At 55.8% G+C, this 19,774-nt stretch carries 13 protein-coding genes; 8 read left to right on the forward strand and 5 right to left on the reverse strand.

The genetic code is table 11. The annotated features are described in order from the left end of the window. Positions 1-60 precede the first annotated feature (60 nt). Positions 61-1,185: a DL-endopeptidase inhibitor IseA family protein gene (locus V4U88_RS11670; protein WP_334073444.1), complete on the forward strand. Its 1,125-nt coding sequence runs from the start codon at positions 61-63 to the stop codon at positions 1,183-1,185. A gap of 79 nt (positions 1,186-1,264) precedes the next feature. On the opposite strand, the gene V4U88_RS11675 is transcribed toward V4U88_RS11670, so the two are convergent. Both V4U88_RS11675 and V4U88_RS11680 read right to left on the reverse strand, forming a co-directional pair. Beyond that, entirely contained in the window at positions 1,265-2,968 is a 1,704-nt protein-coding gene (locus V4U88_RS11675) for a methyl-accepting chemotaxis protein (RefSeq protein ID WP_334073445.1), read from the reverse strand. Further along, positions 2,965-4,293, reverse strand: a complete 1,329-nt coding sequence (locus tag V4U88_RS11680) for an ABC transporter substrate-binding protein (protein ID WP_334073446.1) — start codon at positions 4,291-4,293, stop codon at positions 2,965-2,967. The genes V4U88_RS11675 and V4U88_RS11680 overlap by 4 nt, the downstream gene beginning before the upstream one ends. Positions 4,294-4,569: 276 nt before the next feature. On the opposite strand from V4U88_RS11680, the gene V4U88_RS11685 reads away from it, so the two are divergent. The 7 genes from V4U88_RS11685 (at position 4,570) to pgmB (ending at position 16,921) form a co-directional block, all read left to right on the forward strand. Next, entirely contained in the window at positions 4,570-5,340 is a 771-nt protein-coding gene (locus V4U88_RS11685; RefSeq protein WP_334073447.1) for a protein-glutamine gamma-glutamyltransferase, read from the forward strand. 311 nt (positions 5,341-5,651) lie between these two features. Continuing rightward, entirely contained in the window at positions 5,652-8,075 is a 2,424-nt protein-coding gene (locus tag V4U88_RS11690) for an outer membrane protein assembly factor BamB family protein (protein ID WP_334073448.1), read from the forward strand. A gap of 881 nt (positions 8,076-8,956) precedes the next feature. Beyond that, positions 8,957-9,961, forward strand: a complete 1,005-nt coding sequence (locus tag V4U88_RS11695) for a LacI family DNA-binding transcriptional regulator (RefSeq protein WP_334073449.1) — start codon at positions 8,957-8,959, stop codon at positions 9,959-9,961. Between the two features lie 279 nt (positions 9,962-10,240). After that, positions 10,241-11,659, forward strand: a complete 1,419-nt coding sequence (locus tag V4U88_RS11700) for an ABC transporter substrate-binding protein (protein ID WP_334073450.1) — start codon at positions 10,241-10,243, stop codon at positions 11,657-11,659. Between the two features lie 9 nt (positions 11,660-11,668). After that, positions 11,669-12,751, forward strand: a complete 1,083-nt coding sequence (locus V4U88_RS11705) for a carbohydrate ABC transporter permease (RefSeq protein WP_334073451.1) — start codon at positions 11,669-11,671, stop codon at positions 12,749-12,751. Continuing rightward, a complete protein-coding gene (locus V4U88_RS11710) occupies positions 12,751-13,845 on the forward strand; it encodes a carbohydrate ABC transporter permease (RefSeq protein WP_334073452.1) in 1,095 nt (364 codons plus the stop codon). The genes V4U88_RS11705 and V4U88_RS11710 overlap by 1 nt, the downstream gene beginning before the upstream one ends. Positions 13,846-13,903: 58 nt before the next feature. Further along, a complete protein-coding gene (gene pgmB, locus V4U88_RS11715; RefSeq protein ID WP_334073453.1) occupies positions 13,904-16,921 on the forward strand; it encodes a beta-phosphoglucomutase in 3,018 nt (1,005 codons plus the stop codon). A 475-nt stretch (positions 16,922-17,396) separates the two neighbouring features. On the opposite strand, the gene V4U88_RS11720 is transcribed toward pgmB, so the two are convergent. Genes V4U88_RS11720 through V4U88_RS11730 form a run of 3 tightly spaced genes read right to left on the reverse strand, consistent with a single transcriptional unit; the run spans position 17,397 to position 19,618 of the window. Continuing rightward, complete coding sequence (locus V4U88_RS11720) at positions 17,397-18,827, reverse strand: erythromycin esterase family protein (RefSeq protein WP_442951884.1); 1,431 nt, start codon at positions 18,825-18,827, stop codon at positions 17,397-17,399. Positions 18,828-18,884: 57 nt separating this feature from the next. Continuing rightward, positions 18,885-19,085 (reverse strand): helix-turn-helix transcriptional regulator, encoded by a 201-nt coding sequence (locus V4U88_RS11725; protein WP_334073454.1) that lies wholly within the window; start codon positions 19,083-19,085, stop codon positions 18,885-18,887. Between the two features lie 23 nt (positions 19,086-19,108). Further along, positions 19,109-19,618 carry a DUF6773 family protein gene (locus V4U88_RS11730; RefSeq protein ID WP_334073455.1) on the reverse strand — a complete coding sequence of 170 codons (510 nt, stop codon included), beginning with the start codon at positions 19,616-19,618 and terminating at the stop codon, positions 19,109-19,111. Between the last annotated feature and the right edge of the window lie 156 nt (positions 19,619-19,774).

The following is a 19,774-nucleotide window of genomic DNA, read 5'->3' on the forward strand; positions in this document are numbered from 1 at the left end:
AAGAAGACTGGAGTGCTTAAATTGAAACACACTCGATTTTGGTTACAGATTGTAGCGGTAATGATTTTACTCTTGGCCGCCGTGGGCTGCAGCTCCAAAAGTACCGCTCCAAACGCGGGCCCAAGCAACGGACAAAAAGGTGAAACGCAGGAAAACACCGCCAAGCAGCCGTTGTCACTGGAGGAAGCCAAAAAGCGGGTTCTGGAGACAGAACGGGACATTAAGGAACTCAAGGAGCGGGAAGTCGAGGATCAAGACAGCCCCCAAATCGGCTATTTCGGGGTGTCTCCGATCTATGGAAAGTTTGTGCGAAGTGATTTGGAAAACGAACTGTCCGCCTTTTTTAGCCGGGATATGTTGGTTTATGTGATGGCCACGCATGAAATCTTCTGCAGTCCCGAACGATGCGGAAATTATGGCGATAGTGAAGGACAGTATTTCGTGGACCCCGACGGGAACTTCAAAATGGTGGAGCAGACTGCGGACCGCACGGTTATCGAAGTGCCCTTCAAGTTTGAAGGGATTGACGAAAACGGAACGTTCAAGGACTCGCCCGGAACTTATACCTTTTCAAGGCAAGAAGACGAATACCGGATTACGGATATTTCCCAGGAATACAATGATCAATTATACAAAAAGAAAGATCCCTCCGAACTTCTGGTTACCCCCGAGGACGAGATGGGCTGGGGCACGGACGATGACGATGAGGGAGATGACGTGATTCCCCCGCTCGACGGAGAAGCGGCGCTAAAATTACGGGATGAAGGGGTTACCCGTTTCTTCACGGTTTTCTATGATGGCGGTAAGAAGTGCAAGCCGCTGGAGGAGCGCCGGATTGGGGACGATCCGCTGGGGTACTATTTTTTCTGCGATGACATGAATACCAAGGACAAAATAAAGGAATACCTCGAACCTTCGTATGCCGACGCCCTGATTACGGAGTGGGTCGATTCGGATATGGTGGTGGAGAAAGACGGGAAGCTGGCGTATATGCCTTATGATGTCGGCGCTCTGACCAATTGGGAGGAAGCGAAGCTGTCCCGGGTGGTCGAGGACAAAGGCAGCACCAAGGTTTTCGAATACGATGTGCCGGAAGCCGAAGGGGAGTCGCGGTTGATTCAGGTGCCGTTTATCTATGAAAATCAAAAATGGAAGCTTAACGCGCATCCGGTCGATTACCTGTAAAAATACGATTAAAACAAACCAGCCCTCATGCAGCCGAAAAAGGTGGCTTGCATAGGGGCTGGCTTTTTGTGAGCACAATCTATACGGTAAATTTGTCGATGCTCTTCCACAGCTCCTGAGCGAGCGACGAGAGCTCCTTGGACGAGGCGGCAATTTGCTGTACGCTGGCCATCTGCTCCTCCGCGGAGGCCGAGACGCTGTGCGTGCCTTCCGCGGTCAAGACGGCAATCCGGTTGATCTCATCGTAAGCTTCGACAAGCTCCCGGGTTTCAAGGGACATGTTCCGCGAGGATTCCGACACCTCCTGAATTTGAGCGGACACCTCCCGGATGGCCGTTTCGATCCGGGAGAAGGCTTGACCCGCCGTGGTTACGGCATGAATCCCTGCGAGCGCCTCCCGCTCACTTTGCGAAACCTTGACCATCGTCCGGTCCATCTCGGTTTGAATCGCCGTTATCACCTCATGGACCTTCCGGCCGGATTGCGAGGTTTGCTCGGAGAGCTTGCGGACCTCGTTTGCCACGACCGCGAAGCCGCGTCCGTTCTCGCCAGCGCGGGCGGCTTCGATCGCCGCATTCAGCGAAAGCAGGTTCGTCTGGTTGGCGATGTCGGTTATGATGGCGATAATATCGCCGATCTCCTTCGACCGTTCATTCAGAAGCCCGACGAGCCCGGACACCTCGCTGACATTGGACTGCACGGCGGACATCTGGTTAATCGCCGTCCGTACGGCCTCGCCTCCTTCCGTGGTAACGGAAGAGGTCAGCTGTACCGACTCCGCTACCTTGGAAGCCCGGCCGGAAATAATATCGGCATCTTCATCCATGCGGCGGACCCGGGCAACGCTGGCTGTGATCCGGTTCGTCTGCGACTCCGTACCCGCCGCAAGCGATTCCATGATGTCCGCCACATGCTCGGTGGCCTGCCCGGTCTGTTCCGCGCTGTCGGACAACTGTCCGGACGAATCCGCCACCTGATGGGCGTGGAGCCCCACCTCATGAATAAGCGCCCTTAAATTGTTCGCCATATCGTTAAAGGACTTGGCGAGGTCCCCGATTTCGTCGGTGTTGCGGACGTCGACTTGCGTGTCCCGCAAGTCGCCCTTGGTGATTTTTAATGCCATACCGTGAAGCTTGAGGATCGGCCGGGAAATCGTCCGGCTGATCAGGAAAGAGGCAATGATCCCGACCAGCAGCGTGGCGGCCGTAATGCTGATTACGATCAGCTTTGTCTGCTCAACCTCTCGGAATGTCGCTTGGGCTTCCCCATCCAGCTGCGTCTGCTTCAATTCCACAAACCGGAACGCCGTGTTGCTGAATTTGTCCCTCACTACGCCTTGGCTCTCAAGCGCCTTCAGGAAATCTTCGGTTTTGTTCTGCTTCTTCGCGTCGATCATCTGTAGCGCGACACTGCTGTATTGACTTTGCAGCAGATCGAGGCCGGCGAGAATTTGCTTCTCGTCCCGGTCCGTAACCAAGGAGTGGAGTTGGTGCAGCGAAGACAGGAAAGTGCCTTGGGCCGTGTTGTAGCCATCCAGGCTGGCCTGGTCGCCTGTCAGCAGGTATTCCGAGACATGTGAATGTTCGCTTTCGACGGCCAATGACAAGTCCTTGATCAACTGGACAGTAGCGCTCTTCTCCTTGATGAGTTTCGTGTAGGAATCATTTACCGAGACCAGGTAGGAATAGCTGATGAATGACATCAGGGCCAGAAGCACAAGCACGAGGCCGAAGCCGCCGTACAGTTTTTTTCGTATGGTCATGCGCGTGATGGAAGATTTCATTTTCCGGCCGCCCCCTTATTGGTCATATTCAGGATTTCAGTGGCTTGAGCCCGATATTCGGCCGCCCCTTCCGCCGGGGTGAGCTTCCCGCTCAGCACCTTCTGAAGCGCGGACTGATACGCATTGTTGATCACAACATGACTGCTCGGATTTGGAGGCTCTAGCGGCTTGGAGTGTGCCTTCATATAATTGATGAACTCCACCTGCTCTTTTGCGGCCGGATCCTGCCCCGCCACCTGGTCCGCCATGGCGGCCGACGCCGGGACGCCGCGCTCACCGTGCAGAATATCGTTAGCCTCGGGATCGTTCAAGAAGAAATCCATAAACGCTACGGCCTCCTCTTTGTGCTTGGAATAGGAGGAGACCGCCATCAGCATTGAGGGCTTGATCCAGCCGCCTTCTTGGCCGCTCGGCGTTTTGGGGAACGGAAGCAGCTTGATCGGACTTCCCGCGAGCTTGGTCAATACGGTGTTATTATTGCTGGAACCGGAAAAAAGCGCCGTTTTCCCGGCAACGATCGGATGATCCTTATTATTTTTGGAGGAACCGACAGAGTTTTTGATCAGAAGGCCTTCATCCACCCACTGCTTGTATAAGGTAAAATAATCGGTCAAGACTTTGTCGTCCTCATAACCTAGACCGCTGCCGTCCGCTTTGTACATCGATACCCCTTCCGCGCGTAAATAGTAATTTACGTCGATCATGTTGCCGAGCGGATAAAAGTCAGCTTCCGCCATGTTCGTTTTAAGTTGAACCATCGTTTGGTGGAGATCGTCGATCGTGTATCCTTCCTTGGGGACGGCGACGCCGGTTTTTTCGAATATCGCCGGATTGTAAAAGAAGCTTTGGGCATTGTTACCCATCGGAAGAGCGTAGAGAAGCTCGTCTTTTTGGCCCGGTGCCAGATAGGCGGGATCCATGTCCGAGACATTCAGCCTATGATCCGCGATGTAAGTATCCAAGGGCTCGATCAAATCACGGTTGATGTAGTTGAAAATAAAGCTGTAGTCGGCCTGAATAATATCCGCTGTATTCTGATCTGCCGTTGCAATCGCAAGCTGGGTGGCAACCTCGTCCGTTCCGCCCAAGCTTTCGGTTTCGAAGTTTACATGGGGATGCTTCTTTTTATACAGCTCGATGACTTTCAGCGTATCCTCTTTGCGCTGGTCCGAGCCCCACCATATAAATTTGAGCGTAACCGGCTCCTTGGAACCAGACGGCTCATCGGCGTTTTGCGGGTCCGCCGGTTTATTGCAACCGAGAACACCGACAATCAATGTTAGCGATGCTAAAAAAAAGAAAATTCTGCCCCCTAATTTAATCATCTCGTCACCCTTCCTGATAAATGAGCCGGAAAAAGAAGGCCCTGGAGAATATATCGGAATTGTCGAACTTTGTTGATAGAGGGCGAAAATATGGTTTATTTTTCCTATTATTATTTACACTCAGTTCCGGGATCCTAGCTCAAGCACTCGGAAGTAGGAACATGCCTTGTTCCGCGTTCACTTTTCAAGCATCATGAGCGTACAATAGCCCAAGCGAGCATAAAAAACGCAGCCGGGATAATACAGTTTATCCCCGGCATAAACGAGGTGACAGACATGATTCTTCTTCCCCCCGGGGAAATGGAGCAGGTGGACAGACTGCAGCTAAGCGGTGTGGAGCGGGAAATCTTACGGCTTAAACAGGCCAGCCCGGTGACGTATCCGTACCGTTCCGCCCAGGTGCTGGAATTTGAACTCAAGACGCGAAGCCGGATTGTGGAGTCGGCCATAGGTCTTTACCAGAGCGGAGCGCGGTTTTCCACTTTTGCGAATTCCCGGTGCAACGAGAATTATTGGATACGGCTGGATAACGGCGGGTTCCGCCTACGTTACGATGTATCCCCGGCGGAGGGGATCCGCGATATTTACCGCAACGGGCGGGCCTATGCATTCGAATGTGCTACCGCTATGGTCATTGCCCTGTACAAAGGGGTACTGGAGGCCATCGGGGAACCGGCGTTTAACGCCTATTTCGGCGGCTTGCTATTGTACGATTGGAAATATGACAGCGACCTGCGCATCATCTCTGTTCCCGGCGGAGAGGCGTTTCCGGGCGATGTCGTCTATTTCAAAAACCCCGATTTTGATCCGAACACGCCCGAGTGGCGGGGGGAGAACGGGATTTTGCTGCCGGACGGAAATTACTTCGCCCACGGCATGGGAATCCGGTCGGGAGCGGAAATTATCGCCCTGCTCAATACCAAAAGAAGGCCGGGAAGCCCGGTTTCCGCCTATAAATTGGATCAGGTGGAAACGCTGGACTATGCCTATACTTTAGGGTTGAGCAACGTGTCGGCCCGCATCGGCAGCAGGCTGTACGCCCTTTAGCTCCAGGGAAGGCCGCGGTGCTGCCGGACGACGGCCCGGCCGAAACGGCGCTCCACGCCTCCATCAGGACCTCGCGCCGCTGCCTGTAGATTTTGCGCAGGCGGCTGACGTGGCGGTCCATTTTTCGCGTGCGCGAAAACTCGGCCAAGGTGACCTGCTCCACGACCGGGCACTGAAGATCCTCGTACATGCACAGGATTTCTCCGCGGCTGCAGAGGCCAGATCGAATAGGGATCGCTCGTCCAGGGTAGAACTTTTTCCAAGAATATACGTCTAAAATGGTATGGACAGGAAAAAAGGGGGTACCCGAAATGGAAAAAACAACACAAAAACCGGAAAAACGGCCGAGGTCTCCTCTCATCAAGGTGGTGAAGGGGAGCTTGGCCCTGCTTTGTCTGGTTGGCGGGGCGTTTCCCGGATTAACGGCTGCAGCCTCGAGTCAAGTTCCGGTAGCCAATCTTAAAGAAGCCGTGAGCGTTCTTCCGGATTTTTTGGCGGCCCAGCCGACGGAGAGGGGCAAAAGCTTGGCCGCATCAAAAACGCAAACGGACGGAGGAGAGCCCGTCCCCACGGTGTGGTTCTCGACCCTCCCCAAGCCCGGGGACGCGACGCAAATTCGTTTCGGGACCCCGCTTTTTTCAAGGGCAGTCAGTAGCAACACCGATATTCGGAGGATGAATATCACTTATTTCGGCAAGCCCGGATATAATTTTAAGATTTTGTCCGTGTCCGGTGAAATGCTGGAGTTCCATACCTATGACCGGGGAACGCTTTGGATTCCGCAATGGTACGCTTCCGAAGCCGCCGAGAGCGCCGAATCGATCGAGCCGCTATATATTAGGCTGCGCAAGGAGGGCGAGTTGGCGCTGGCCCCGTTGAGCAAGGCTCGATGGGGAACCGGAAGTGATAACGGGGACAATACGTTCGTGGCCTTCGCCAAGTGGAAGGAGTGGTACGGCGTGATCATTCCCCCGGCGGCTTGGCATGAGGATGAAGGGGATGAGGTGTATCGTCCGGCTGTGCTTTGGGTAAAGGGAAGGGATATCTCCGCGACGGAAGCTGTACCGCTGCCGCTTCTTAACGCTCAGGATGGAGCGGAACCGGATTTGGATATAGTGCGCGGGCTAACCGATGTGCTGCTTAAACCGGGAGACGATGCCGCCAAGGTAAAAAAGTTGCTGGGAGACCCGGCGCTGACGGAAGTATCCGGCGATCTTCAAAATAACGGCGGCGAGCCGATGATCATCGGCTCCAGCTGGCGATATGAAAGGGAAGACGCCCATTTCCAGGCGACGTTTACCCCAGCTGGCAAACTGGCGGCCATCCATTGGATATTTCCCGGGGCGGATCGGTACCAAAGCCGCATGTACTCGGGCGATGATGATATGTTTTCGCAGGATTATCTCGTTACTTCGCTTCCTCGAACGCTCCGGGTGCAGCCGGATTGGAGGAATCAAGGCACACTGGCTTACCCCTACCTCCTGAGCTCGGGGAAAGAGGTATTGCTGCTGAAGGGAGACGACGGCGGGTACAGCGGGGGGCATTATGATGCTTCCTTTTATGCGGTCGGCCGGGAAGACGGAAAGACGCGCTGGCAAATTAATGCCGGGTATGGTCAGTTGGAGGCGTCCCTTGACCCTGCCAGGGAAGAGGTCACCCTATTTACCTCCTTTAGCCCGGAGGAGAAGCAATACGACAATCGGGTTCGCAAGTTGAGACTGTCCGACGGCAAGGTGTTGTGGGAGCAGCGGTTCGGAGACAAGAGCCAGATGGGGATGTGGGCTGCCCGGGATTCCGTCATCCTGGTCACATGGAACGACCGCGGTGATATTCAGCGGAAGACGAGTACGAAACTGATCGTTCTGGACGCCCGAAACGGCCGGACCCGGTGGGAGTCAGACCTCGGCGAAGAGGCGCGAATCCTGAACCGCAGCGCGGCAGATCCTTACGTACTGATCAGGGAAGGGAAAGAGCTGCGGGCGCTCAATCCGGATAACGGAAAGACGGTCTGGTCGATTGAGGCGAAAGGGGAACAGGCGCAGGATTACTCCATAGAGCCTTACTACGCGGGCGGCCCGAGAATGGATCCGTTCAACGGATCGGACCCGGACAAACGCTGGATCCTGCTCGGCGACAACTGGAAATGGCTGGATGTTTCGGCGGGCCAAGTCCTGGCCGATTATCCCGCCGTGCCTGGAGAACGTTTCGAAGAGCTGGCGGACGGCCGATATTTGCTGATCCAACATCCGTTGGACAGCGCGGATTATTGGGGGGCGGACTCGTTCGAAACGATATTTTACGATGCCAAAGCGGGAAATGAACTGTGGCGAATTTCCGGCAAAGGCAGCAAGGGGGAGCTGGAGGGAGATACCCTTTATCTGACGATAAACGGATTGCCGGCCGCTTTGGAGGCAACTACGGGGAAAAGCCTATGGCAGATGCCGACCACCGCATCCGCGGATGCGGATTTGTCCCCGTTGGCGGCCGGCAGCTTCACGGTACTTGAGCATACGTTGCTGTTCCCTTTTGGCCAAGATCTGCTGATGCTGGATAAGAAGACCGGGAAGCTGCTGGGGCGGGTGGCCGACGTGAAAACGGGCTACGCGGAGCTTCGCGAACTAGAGACCCGAAACGGGACGGTGAACCGTTCGGGTGACGAGATCTACGTCGGCACGGCCAACGGGGGGTTCCTCCGGTTCCGCGCTCAGGAGTTGGATAAGGTCGCGACGCCATAACGTGCCTCTAACTAGTCATTGTCCGAGCGGCGCTATTTCTCGGCCCCAACCGCCGAAGGTGCTGGTGCGATCGTGGCCGCCCATCCGCCAGCAGTGATTCTAACGGAAGCTATCGCCGCTATTTCATCCAAAACGGCGAATTAAGAATTCTAACGGAAGCAGTAGCCGCTATTTCGGCAGAAAGAGGTCATTTTGGTGGAAATGAGCCCAAATAGGCGCTGTCAGTTCCGTTAGAAATCCGAAAGTGCGGATTAGAGCAAAATAGCGGCTAATAGTTCCGTAAGAGACGGCGATTGCCGACCGTGGCCGTTCAAGGCCACCTTCGGCCCCATCCGCCAAAGGTGCTGGTGCGATCGTGAGGGCCTATCCGCCAGAGGTGCTGGTGCGATTGGGGGCGCCTATCCGCCAGCAGTGATTCTAACGGAAGCTATCGCCGCTATTTCATCCAAACCAGCGGATTAGGAATTCTAACGGAAGCAGTAGCCGCTATTTCGGCAAAAAGAGGTCATTTTGGTGGAAATGAGCCCAAATAGGCGCTGTCAGTTCCGTTAGAAATCCGAAAGTGTGGATTAGAGCAAAATAGCGGCTAATAGTTCCGTAAGAGTTCCAGTTCCGCTAAAGTTCCGCTCCGCTAGAGTTCCGAACGAGAAGGCTGCCCCATCGTGTTCCGGTGAAGTAAAGGCTGTTAGGCTCAATGACTTCCCAAACGGTTCGATCATGTGGTCGACGGCTCAGAGCACCATCATTACCCCTGTATAAAGAAGCAAGGAATTTAATATAAATATTAAATTGTAAGCGCTTCAAAAAAACTATTGTCATTCCCCTTTCCGGTTTGCTATAATGCCCTTGAAAAGCTTTTCAAAAAGAAAGAAGACCTGATTATGAAACCAACGATAAGGGATGTAGCAAAATTGGCGGGCGTATCCATCAGCACCGTCTCCCGCGTGATGAACGCGCCGGACACGGTCACCGAGGACAAACGCCTGCGGGTGCTTGAGGCGATCGAGGAGCTGAAGTATCAGCCGAACTCTTTTGCCAGAGGTTTGATTTACCGGAAGTCCTACACGCTGGGGCTGCTGATCCCGGACATCGAGAATTTGTACTATGCCGGGATTATCCGCGGTATGCAGGACGCCTGCATCAAGCTGGGCTACAGTCTGATGATCTGCAATACGGACCGGGACGAAGGGCGCCTGCTGGCTTATATCGACGCGTTTCATGAGAAGCAGGTGGACGGAATCATTTTTGCCAGCGATAAGCTGATTCCGGAATACTACGAGAAACTGGCGGGGTACCGGATTCCCTTCGTCCTAGTGTCCTCTCACTCTTACGAGTACGAGGTGCCCAGCGTCGAGGTGAATGACGAGGCGGGAGCCTATGATGCCGTAAAATTCCTGATCGAGCTAGGACACCGAAGAATCGCGATGATGGGCTTCGACGATCCGAATTCGGTTGCCGGACCGCCGCGCTGCCGCGGATTTGCCAGGGCTTTGGCTGAAGCGGGGCTTGAGCATAACAGCGGCAACATCGTGTTCGCCAGCTACCGGTTCGAGCATGCGTATGACGCGGCCCGGGAGTTGTTCGACAAGTATCCCGAGACGACAGCGGTATTTTGCGTGGCTGACGAATTTGCCATGGGCGTCATCTCCTACTTGAAGGACCGCAGCATTTTGGTGCCTGGCCAGGTGTCTGTGGTCGGCTTCGACAATGTCCGGATGGCCGGCATGTTCATCCCGAAGCTGACGACGATCGCCCAGCCGATGTACGAGATGGGGTACCGTTCGGTGGAGAAGCTTCATGAATTGGTGGCGACCGGCCGAGTGAAGGTCACGCGGGAGAGATTGGAGCATAGACTGATTGTAAGAGAATCCACCCGGGAAAAATAAGTATTTTTCGGGCAAATGTGAAAAGCTTTTCAAACGAATGCATTTCATTACGCTTTTTCGCAAATTAGCCCTTCCACAGCCGCTAATAAAAAGAAGTGAGAGAGGCTAAATCGGCAAAAATGAAAGCGTGTACAAATAAACAAGAAGACTTGGCGCTTGATTAGGGCTCCGGCTTTCGAGCCATTATTTAAGGAGGTGATCCGCCTTTAGCCTGCCGACACCGCAAGACCCTCAGATCTGACCGCTAAATACGAAATAATCAAAAGGGGATGTTGAAGGATGAAGAAAACGATGGGACGCAAGTTCGCATTACTGCTCGTACTCTGTCTTTCATTCACGATGATGTTAAGCGCCTGCGGCGGCGGAAACAAGGCCGCGAAGAACGACCCGGCTCCGGCACCGGCGGAGAACGGGGCGGCGGGAAATAATCAAGGCGCGGCAAACGGCGGCGGGGAAGGTACGGGATCACCGCTCGATCTGGCGCTGAAAGGCGAATATAAAGGCACCAAAGTGACCATGTTCGGACCGTTCGTGGATGCCGACCAGGTCAAATTCGAAAACAGCATCAAAGAATTCGAGGAGAAAACCGGCATCGATATTCAATACGAGGGGTCCAAGGAATTCGAAGCGACGATCAACGTCCGCGTGGATGGCGGAAACGCGCCGGATATCGCCGACTTCCCGCAGCCGGGGCTGCTGGCCTCGATCGCGAAAACCGGCAAGGTCATCGATCTGACGAACATTCTTGATCAGGAAAAGCTGAAGGCGAACTATAACCAAAGCTGGCTCGACATGGCGACCATGGACGGGAAGGACGGCAAAATCATGGCCGGCATCTGGAACCGCAGCAACGCCAAAAGTCTGGTCTGGTACCCGAAAAAGCAGTTTGAGGAAGCCGGATACAAAATTCCTCAAACCTGGGATGAAATGATGGCGCTCACCGAGCAAATCGCCAAGGACGGCGATCCGGCCTGGTCGATCGGCATCGAGAGCGGCGCGGCCACGGGATGGTCGGCAACCGACTGGGTGGAGGACATTATGCTGCGGACGACGTCTCCCGAAAACTATGACAAATGGGTCAAAGGGGAGCTGCCATTTACTTCGCCTGAAGTGAAGCGCGCGGTGGAAATCATGTCCGATATTTGGCTGAACCCGGATTACGTGTACGGCGGCACCAAATCGATCGTGACGACAGCCTTTGGCGATGCGGCGACGCCCCTCTTTGACAGTCCGCCAAAAGCTTGGCTCCACCGTCAGGGGAACTTTATCACCAGCTTCTTCCCGGAATCGGCCAAAGTGGATGAAGATTACGACTGGTTCTACCTGCCGCCGATCGATGAGCAATACGGCAAACCGGTTCTCGTGGCCGGCGACATTTACGCCATGTTCAACGACCGTCCGGAAGTCCGCGCGGTAATGGAGTTCTTCACGACAGGCGAGTCGATCAAATCCTGGGTACAATCCGGCGGCGTGATCGCGCCGATGAACGACGCTCCGCTCGACTGGTACATGTCCGAGTCGGACCGCCGCATGGCTAAGCTCGTACAGGAAGCCACGACACTGCGGTTTGACGGGTCCGACCTGATGCCGGGCAAAGTGGGCGCGGGGACCTTCTGGAAAGGGATGACCGACTATGTGAGCGGAACGGCATCGCTGGACGAAGCCCTGAAACAAATGCAATCCGGCTGGAACAACTAAGGGGTCGCCATGAGTACTCAAGCAAAGCAGAGAACAAGTCCAAAGGCCGTCGTCGTCTCGGCGGCGGTCCTTTTGGCCAACCTCGTCGTGCATGGCGCGATCTTCCTGTTCTTCCGCGATGCATCGCTGAATCCGCTCGTCACCGCGGTGCTTGCCGTAATCTGGGGCGTGCTGGGCGTCTACTTGATCTACATGAGCCTGAACTGGGCTGCGGAACGGTACCCCGAGAAAGTGCGCAGAAAAATGCTGCCCTACATTTTCATCGGCCCGGCCGCCATTCTGCTGGGCTGGCTGGTGGTGCTTCCGGCGCTGCGCACGCTTTACCTGAGCTTTTTCAACGCCTCGTCGGATAAATTCGTCGGCCTGGCCAATTACGCGGCCATCTTCAGCGACCGGCTGATGGGGACCGCGCTGCGCAACAATCTGCTGTGGGTGTTTATCGGTACGCTGGCCTGCGTAAGCTTGGGGCTTTTGATCGCGATCCTGGCCGACCGCAGCAGCTTCGAAAAGCTGGCGAAATCCATCATTTTTATGCCGATGGCCATATCCTTTGTGGCTGCGGGGGTTATCTGGAAATTTGTTTACTATTATCAGCCCGGAGATGATCAGATCGGGCTGCTCAACGCCATCGTCTCCTTTTTTGGCGGCGAACCGCAAGCCTGGACGAGTATGGTGCAACCGTGGAACAACCTGTTCCTGATCCTAATCCTCATCTGGATGCAGACCGGCTTCGCCATGGTGATTTTCTCGGCCGCCATCAAAGGCGTTCCGGACGATATTCTGGAGGCGGCCCGCGTGGACGGGGCCGGGGAGATCAAAATCTTTTTCCGCATCATCATTCCGTACATCGGAACGACGATTCTGACCGTAACCACCACGATCATCGTATTTACATTGAAGATTTTCGACGTGGTCATGGTCATGACGGGGGGGCAGTACGATACGGAAGTGGTCGCCACGCAGTTTTACCGGCAATTCTTTATGTACCGGAACTTCGGCTACGGTTCGACCTTGGCCATCGTGCTGCTGATCGCCGTTCTTCCGGTCGTCCTGGTGAATCTGCGGCAGTTCCGCAAACAGGGGGGATTCTGATGGCACGCAGCGCCAAACGAAAAGGAAGCAAGACGATCGTGAATATCGTCCTCGGGTTCATCTGTCTCCTTTGGCTGGTGCCGACGCTGGGGCTGTTCATCTCCTCCTTCCGGCCTGCCGCCGATATTCTGCAGACCGGCTGGTGGAACGTATTCCCCCACCAGACATGGAAGCAATCCGGCGAGACCGTACAGTTGTCCAAGGATCTGGACCTGCGCAAACCGATTGAAGTCAACGGCAAGACGTTCACCGACGATCAGCTGAAGCAGGGCGTCATGGTCGACGGGGAGCGGCTGATGTGGGAGAACCGGCGGCAGCGGACGCTTAGCGTGATGGAACGGGGTTGGGTATTCAAACCGGATCTGACGCTGGATAACTACAAAAACGTGCTGTCCGGGAAGGAATACAAGCTTAAGAATCCGGACGGCAGCGAATCCGTGCAGAAGGGGACCGGCCTTTCCCAAGCGTTCTGGAATACGCTGACGATCGCGGTTCCGGCGACGGTGATTCCGATCCTGATCGCTTCTTTTGCCGCCTATGCCTTTGCGTGGCTGCGTTTTCCGGGGCGAAAGACGCTGTTCGTCGTCATTATCGCCATGCTGGTCATTCCACTGCAGGTCGCGCTGATCCCGGTGCTGAAGGATTTCACCTCGCTCGGCCTGAACGGCAGCTATCTGGGCATTTGGCTGGCGCATACGGCGTTCGGCCTGCCGCTGGTGACCTACTTCATGTACAACTTCATCAGCCAGTTGCCGAGGGACCTGTTCGAGTCGGCGTTCATTGACGGCGCGAGCCATTTCACGATTTTTTCCCGGCTGATTCTGCCGCTGTCGGTGCCCGCGCTCGCTTCGATCGGGATCTTCCAATTCCTCTGGGTATGGAACGATTACCTGGTATCCCTGATCTTTATCGGTAACCAGCCAAGCGTTCAGGTCATGTCGATGAAGATTGCCGACCTGGTCGGTTCGCGCGGCAACGATTGGCACCTGCTGACCTCGGCGGCGTTTATTTCGATGCTGATGCCGCTGGCGATCTTTTTCCTGCTGCAAAAATACTTTGTCCGGGGCCTCATGGGCGGTTCGATTAAAGGCTGAGACCGGAGGGTAATGGTGCGTAGCACAGACGAAGCTTGGAATGAGGATGGGAAAAAAGATGATCATAAAACCGGAAGCACAAGCACATGCATATGCCTTGTATCCTTTTACGGAATGGAGCATCAGAGAGGTCGCTTATCTTGAGGAAAACCAGCAGTTGAGCGAAAGCATTTTTGCTCTCGGAAACGGCTACATCGGGATGAGGGGAAACTTTGAAGAGGGGTACCACGGAACGGAGGGCTCATCCGTTACCGGGAACTATCTCAACGGCTTTTACGATGCCGAGCCGATTCATTATCCCGAGGTGGCTTACGGCTATCCTATGCATAATCATTCAATGCTCAATGTTCCCAATGCGCGGATCGTGGAACTCTGTATCGCCGGGAAGCCGTTTCATCTGCACACCGGCATCGTTCACAAACATAGCCGTGAACTGGATATGCGGGAAGGCCTGCTCCGCCGAATGGTGGAGTGGGAGTCCCCGGACGGGCACCGGGTGGAAATCGCGATCCGCAGCCTGGTCTCGCTGGAGCACAAGCACCTGGCGGCTATCCACTACGAGGTCAAGACGCTGAATTTCTCCGGCGAAATTCAGCTGTCCTCGCAGATCGACGCCCAGGTCACGGGCCCGGAAGGCTCGGACGATCCGAGGCTGGGGGTGCGGCGGGCCGAGCCCAGCCTGCTGCTCGAGGAAGCCGGGCAGGACGGGGCCGGCTGCTGGATGCGGCACCGGACGCGCAACACCCGGTTTGCCCTGCACACGGGCTTGTACCACCGCCTGGAAGCCCCGGACGAGCGCGATTGTCGGGTGGAAAGATGCGTGAGCGGGACGCGCGACGGGATTCGGTATACGCTGCATCTGAACCGGGGGGAGACCGTCCGGTTAACCAAATATATCGCGTACCATACTTCGCGCGATTACCCGGAGGAAGAACTTCCGGGACGCAGCGCGGAAACTTTGGAGCTGGCGGACCGGCTGGGCTTCGAAGAGCTGGCCGCGCAGCAGCGGGCCTTTCTGAAACGTTTTTGGAGCCGCGCGGACGTGGAGATCGGCGGCGACCCCGCCATGCAGCAGGGCGTACGGTTCAACGCGTTCGGTCTGCTGCAGGCCACCGGCCGCGACGGCGTTACGAATATCGGGGCCAAAGGTTTGTCGGGGGAAGGGTATGAAGGCCATTATTTCTGGGATACGGAAATGTACATGATGCCTTTCTTCACCTTCACCTGGCCCGAGGTGGCCCGCGCCCTGCTCGATTTCCGCTATGCCACCCTGGGGAAGGCCCGGGAGCGGGCGGCCCAGATGTCGCAGAAAGGCGCCCTGTATCCGTGGCGGACGATCAACGGGGAGGAGAACTCCACGTTTTTCCCGGCCGGAACGGCGCAAGCGCATATTAACGCCGACATCGCCTATGCGATCCGCCAATATGTGCTGGCGACGGGGGACGAACGGTATTTGGCGGAAAAGGGCGCGGAAATCCTGTTCGAGACGTCCCGTTTTTGGGTCGACCTCGGGCATTACAATCCCGCGCGGGGCGGCGCGTTCTGCCTCGACGCAGTCACCGGACCGGATGAATATACGGCGGTGGTCAACAACAACGCCTATACGAATCTGATGGTCCGGGAGCAGCTTTATTACACCTGCAAGACAGCGGAGAAGCTGCGGAGGGATTACCCTGTCGACTACGAGCGGCTGCAGCGGGAGCTGGCGCTCACGGAGGAAGAAGCGGCCGAATGGAAGAGGGCCGCGGATTTAATGTATATTCCCGGCGATGCCGAGCTGGGCATCGTGGCGCAGGACGACTCCTTTTTGAGCAAGGAACGATGGGATTTCGAAAATACGCCGTCCTACAAATATCCGCTGCTGCTGCATTATCATCCGCTCGTCATCTATCGGCACCAGGTGCTGAAGCAGGCAGATCTCGTGCTGGCGCTGTTTTTGCTCGGCGACCGGTTTTCGCTGGCGGAGAAAATGCGGAACTACCGGTACTACGAGCCGCTGACCACGCACGACTCCTCTTTGTCGCCCTGCATTCATAGCATTGTTGCGGCGGAGATCGGCCGTCTGGAGGAGGCGTACAAATACTTCAACCGCACGGTGCGGATGGACCTGGACGATGTCAACGGCAATGTAAAAGACGGCCTGCACACCGCCGCGATGGGCGGCTCCTGGATGGCGGTGGTCAACGGCTTCGCGGGCCTGCGCTTGTTCGGGGACGGCGTGCCGTCGTTTGTGCCCGCGCTGCCGGCTCAGTGGGACAGCCTGCGGTTCAAGATCATGCATCGCGGCTGTCTGCTGGATGTCCGGATTGGGCATGAAGCCGTGGAGTACACGCTGCTGGAGGGGGAACGCCTCACCTTCCGGCATCGCGGCGAACAGCTGGAGCTGTCCGCGGCGGGCTCGTCGGTCCGACGCTCGCTCGTCCGGAAGCTGGAGGCCGTCATCTTCGATCTGGACGGCGTGATCACGGATACGGCGGAGCTGCACTATCTCGCTTGGAAAGAGCTGGCCGACGAACTGGGCATCCCTTTTGACCGTCAGGTGAACGAACGGTTGAAAGGGGTGAGCCGCGCGGAGTCGCTCGAGATCATTCTGGAGCGGAGCGGGCGCGCATGGACCGCCGCGGAGAAGGCCGCCCTGACGCTGCGCAAAAACGAGCGCTACCGGGAACTGCTCGGCCGGCTCACTCCGGCGGACCTGCTGCCGGGCATCCGCGAGCTCATCGCCGCCCTGCGGGAGCGGGGCATCGCCGTCGGCCTGGCGTCGGCGAGCCTGAACGCCCCGCTGATTCTGGAGCGGCTGGGCGCCGGCTCCTGGTTCCAGGCGGTGGCGGATCCCGCCGCCGTGCGCAAGGGCAAGCCGGACCCGGAGCTGTTCCTCCGGGCGGCGGACATGCTCGGCGTGCCGCCGCAGCACTGCGCCGGCGTCGAAGACGCGGCCGCGGGCGTGGCGGCGATCCGGGCCGCCGGCATGAAGGCGGTCGGCATCGGCAGCGCCGACCGGCTCGGCGAGGCCGACCTGCTGCTGCCGTCGACCGCCGAGCTCAGCCCCGAGCGGCTGCTGGGGCTGTTCGGCTAGGCGCCGTGCGGCGGCCCTTTGCGGCAGGGCGGCGCAGCCGCAAGCGCTGAAAGCCGCTTCCCCCCGATCCATTTTCGGATCGGCAGGGGAAGCGGCTTTTTGGTTCCGTTTGGTTTGGGGGCGTTTCGCCCCGCCCTCAAACTATATAGGTTGTACTAATTGTAGACATAGAGTCCCATCGTCGGAGTCTGCATCAATTAACGGGAAAATATCCTGTTAATGTATCGATCTTGGCTTTTCAATCAGATTTAGCTGGAAAAGCTCCATCTATTTCGCGGCCCTATTGCCGGAATACACAATTTCAGGAGAATTAACGGGAGGTTTTCCAGCTAATTCGCCTCTGCAGCCGCATACCTACCAATTTAACGGGAAGAATTCCCTTTAATTCGAAACCAAACCATTTGCTGCGAGTCAAGAGTGTGAAAAGAACCCTTTACACCGCTGTCTAATATGCAAATCGACAGTTCAACCTATACTATTTCTTGTTCCGCAGGTACTGCGGCGGATGAACGTTGTTGATAAGCAGAAGTCCGTCGTACTGGTCGCGCGCGATTAAACTTTCCGGAATCATGCCCCAGCTGTACGTTTGCCGCGGTTCGAACATCCAGGAGTTGCCTCTTTCGTTTTGACGGTAGCGCAAATCGATGAACGTATAAGGAGCACCTTCCGCCGACAGGATGGATTCCACCGATCCCGGCTCCAGAGGCAGGACCTCATGTTCGGCCCCCGTGTTGTCCGCGGTTTTGCCGCTGGAAGCGTACAGGCCGAGGACGTAGCTGTATTTTTTCAGCTCGTCGGGAAGCATTTCGCCCATCAGTTTGATGGGATACGGTGAGCCGATGACCTTGCTTTGGGCTTTGCGGATATGGTCGTTATGGCCCCAGACGATGAATTTTTCCTGCGGATACACTTCGTTCGCCAGCCACAGCAGGTTGTTCAGCATCGCTTGATCGCGCCATTCCATCGTTTTCAGGAACGCCGTATAATCTCCCGCCGCCATGTCGACGTTGGACTGGATCGACAGCTCGACATATTCCTCCGCCACGCGAATCCGGTCGTTCAGGCTGCGTTCCAGCAGAATCGGAAGCTTCGGATTCGTCGGGTACAGCTCTTTCAGCTTCGCTTGCACCTTTTCCGTTTTCAGCGATTTCAGAACTTCCTTATAAACGGAGATCAACCGGCTTTTATCCTTTTGATAAGCCTTAATATCGGCGCTTGCGGAATAATCGGAGAGTTTTTCCTCCGCCTCTTTCAGCTTTTTCGCCAGCGCCGCGTCCTGAAGCCAATCCCCTTCGATCAGCGGGTACTGCAGCTGCATGTCGAAGCCGGTAAGCACAAGCGGTTGCTCCGTCCGGGCGGAAGATTTGATGTAGTCGAATAAAGGCAGAATTTCTTTGGACCACCACACGCCAAAAATCGAACTCTTCATCGTTTCCTCGGCGCTGGCCGCTCCGGCTTTTCCATAGCCGAGGGCCGTATTGGAGAGGCCGCTTTCGAAAGCGAGCACGTTATAGCCCATTTCTTCGTGCAGAAACTGGATCAACCGGGTCTTGACCGAGTTGAATTCTCCAACGCCGTGCGAGCTTTCGCCCAGGAAGACGATGCGTTTGTCCTGAAGCAGCGGCTTCAGCATCTGCAAATCGTCGTAGTTGGCGGTTTGTCCGGCCTCCGTGGGCTGAATCGTTTCCAGACGATAGGCGTGGTTCTTCGCCCAGGCTTTCCAATCCGATATTGCCTCGCTGGAGGTACGCACTTCCGTCACTTTTCCGGCGACGGGGACGGAAGTGGAAGTGGAAGTGGAGGCTTCTGCCCCGGCTTTGCCGGCCATCGGCCACCCCCCGGCCAGCACGGCGGTTACCAGCAGCGCGGCCAAGGTTCTTGCTGTCTTCTTTTGCAGGTGTGTCATCTTTTTCTCCCCCTAAGTAATGAATGTATGTATGAAAAAATCGGCGGACTCGCTCCGCTACGATTCTTCCTCCCAAAACAAGTCGTCCAGGGTCCGGGACAACGTCTTGCATATGGCGATGCACAAGCTGAGGGACGGATTGTATTTTCCGAGCTCGATGAGCCCGATCGTTTGCCGCGATACGCCCACCAGCTTGGCCAGTTCGTCCTGTGACAGATCTTTTTCGACGCGGGCCAGCTTTAATTTCAGGTTTTTCATGCGCTATTCCCCTACCTCCTCACTTATTCAGGATCGCGCAAATCGCTTTCCGCAAATTTCTTGCTTGCCTTGTTGGCCCAGTGATGGACGGTCACCTGAAAGGCGATAAAAAACGGCAGGTAAATGATGAGAGAGACCACAAAGACCAGGAAAAAGTACCAGACCTGGGTCTGAAAATCACTTTTTCCGTAAAGCACCGCGCTGCGGATTCCGAAGAAGAGGGCGATCCCCAAGCCGATCGCGAGACCGGACCATACAGTTTTCCGGCTGTAGGGGGTCTTGCTCTCCCGGTCATGGACTTCCACTTCCTCGGAGTAGATGCCGAGCATGACGCTGCGGATTCCGTAGTAAATACCGCCGGCCAATAACACTATGACTTCCGTCAGGGCCGACGGGTCTTTCTGCAGAAAGGTCTTCAGGATAATGGACGCGGAGCAGATGATCGTGATGAGGAGATAGGCTTCCCTGTAAATTTGATTTTTTAAGTTGACGATACGTTCGTCCGTCAGTTTGTTTTTGTTAAACCAGGTCATGTTGTGAACCCCTTTCGTGAAGTTGCTGTTTTCCTCTTGTTGGCCTTATATTAATATGTGACGCGTCAAAATGCAATATATATATTGCAAAATATAAAAAATATTTAGCATAATGCTATCCGTACCCCTCAGGAAACGGGCTTGCGCAGGAATCCG

The sequence above is a fragment of the Paenibacillus sp. A14 genome (assembly GCF_036864815.1).
Lineage (GTDB): Bacteria > Bacillota > Bacilli > Paenibacillales > Paenibacillaceae > Fontibacillus > Fontibacillus sanfengchensis.

What these genes read in the sequence shown, in the direction of transcription:
- V4U88_RS11670 (WP_334073444.1), top strand. Translation starts at nt 61, where the DNA reads ATGATTTTACTCTTGGCCGCCGTGGGCTGCAGCTCCAAAAGTACCGCT.
- V4U88_RS11675 (WP_334073445.1), bottom strand. Translation starts at nt 2,968, where the DNA reads ATGAAATCTTCCATCACGCGCATGACCATACGAAAAAAACTGTACGGC.
- V4U88_RS11680 (WP_334073446.1), bottom strand. Translation starts at nt 4,293, where the DNA reads ATGATTAAATTAGGGGGCAGAATTTTCTTTTTTTTAGCATCGCTAACA.
- V4U88_RS11685 (WP_334073447.1), top strand. Translation starts at nt 4,570, where the DNA reads ATGATTCTTCTTCCCCCCGGGGAAATGGAGCAGGTGGACAGACTGCAG.
- V4U88_RS11690 (WP_334073448.1), top strand. Translation starts at nt 5,652, where the DNA reads ATGGAAAAAACAACACAAAAACCGGAAAAACGGCCGAGGTCTCCTCTC.
- V4U88_RS11695 (WP_334073449.1), top strand. Translation starts at nt 8,957, where the DNA reads ATGAAACCAACGATAAGGGATGTAGCAAAATTGGCGGGCGTATCCATC.
- V4U88_RS11700 (WP_334073450.1), top strand. Translation starts at nt 10,241, where the DNA reads ATGAAGAAAACGATGGGACGCAAGTTCGCATTACTGCTCGTACTCTGT.
- V4U88_RS11705 (WP_334073451.1), top strand. Translation starts at nt 11,669, where the DNA reads ATGAGTACTCAAGCAAAGCAGAGAACAAGTCCAAAGGCCGTCGTCGTC.
- V4U88_RS11710 (WP_334073452.1), top strand. Translation starts at nt 12,751, where the DNA reads ATGGCACGCAGCGCCAAACGAAAAGGAAGCAAGACGATCGTGAATATC.
- pgmB (WP_334073453.1), top strand. Translation starts at nt 13,904, where the DNA reads ATGATCATAAAACCGGAAGCACAAGCACATGCATATGCCTTGTATCCT.
- V4U88_RS11720 (WP_442951884.1), bottom strand. Translation starts at nt 18,827, where the DNA reads ATGACACACCTGCAAAAGAAGACAGCAAGAACCTTGGCCGCGCTGCTG.
- V4U88_RS11725 (WP_334073454.1), bottom strand. Translation starts at nt 19,085, where the DNA reads ATGAAAAACCTGAAATTAAAGCTGGCCCGCGTCGAAAAAGATCTGTCA.
- V4U88_RS11730 (WP_334073455.1), bottom strand. Translation starts at nt 19,618, where the DNA reads ATGACCTGGTTTAACAAAAACAAACTGACGGACGAACGTATCGTCAAC.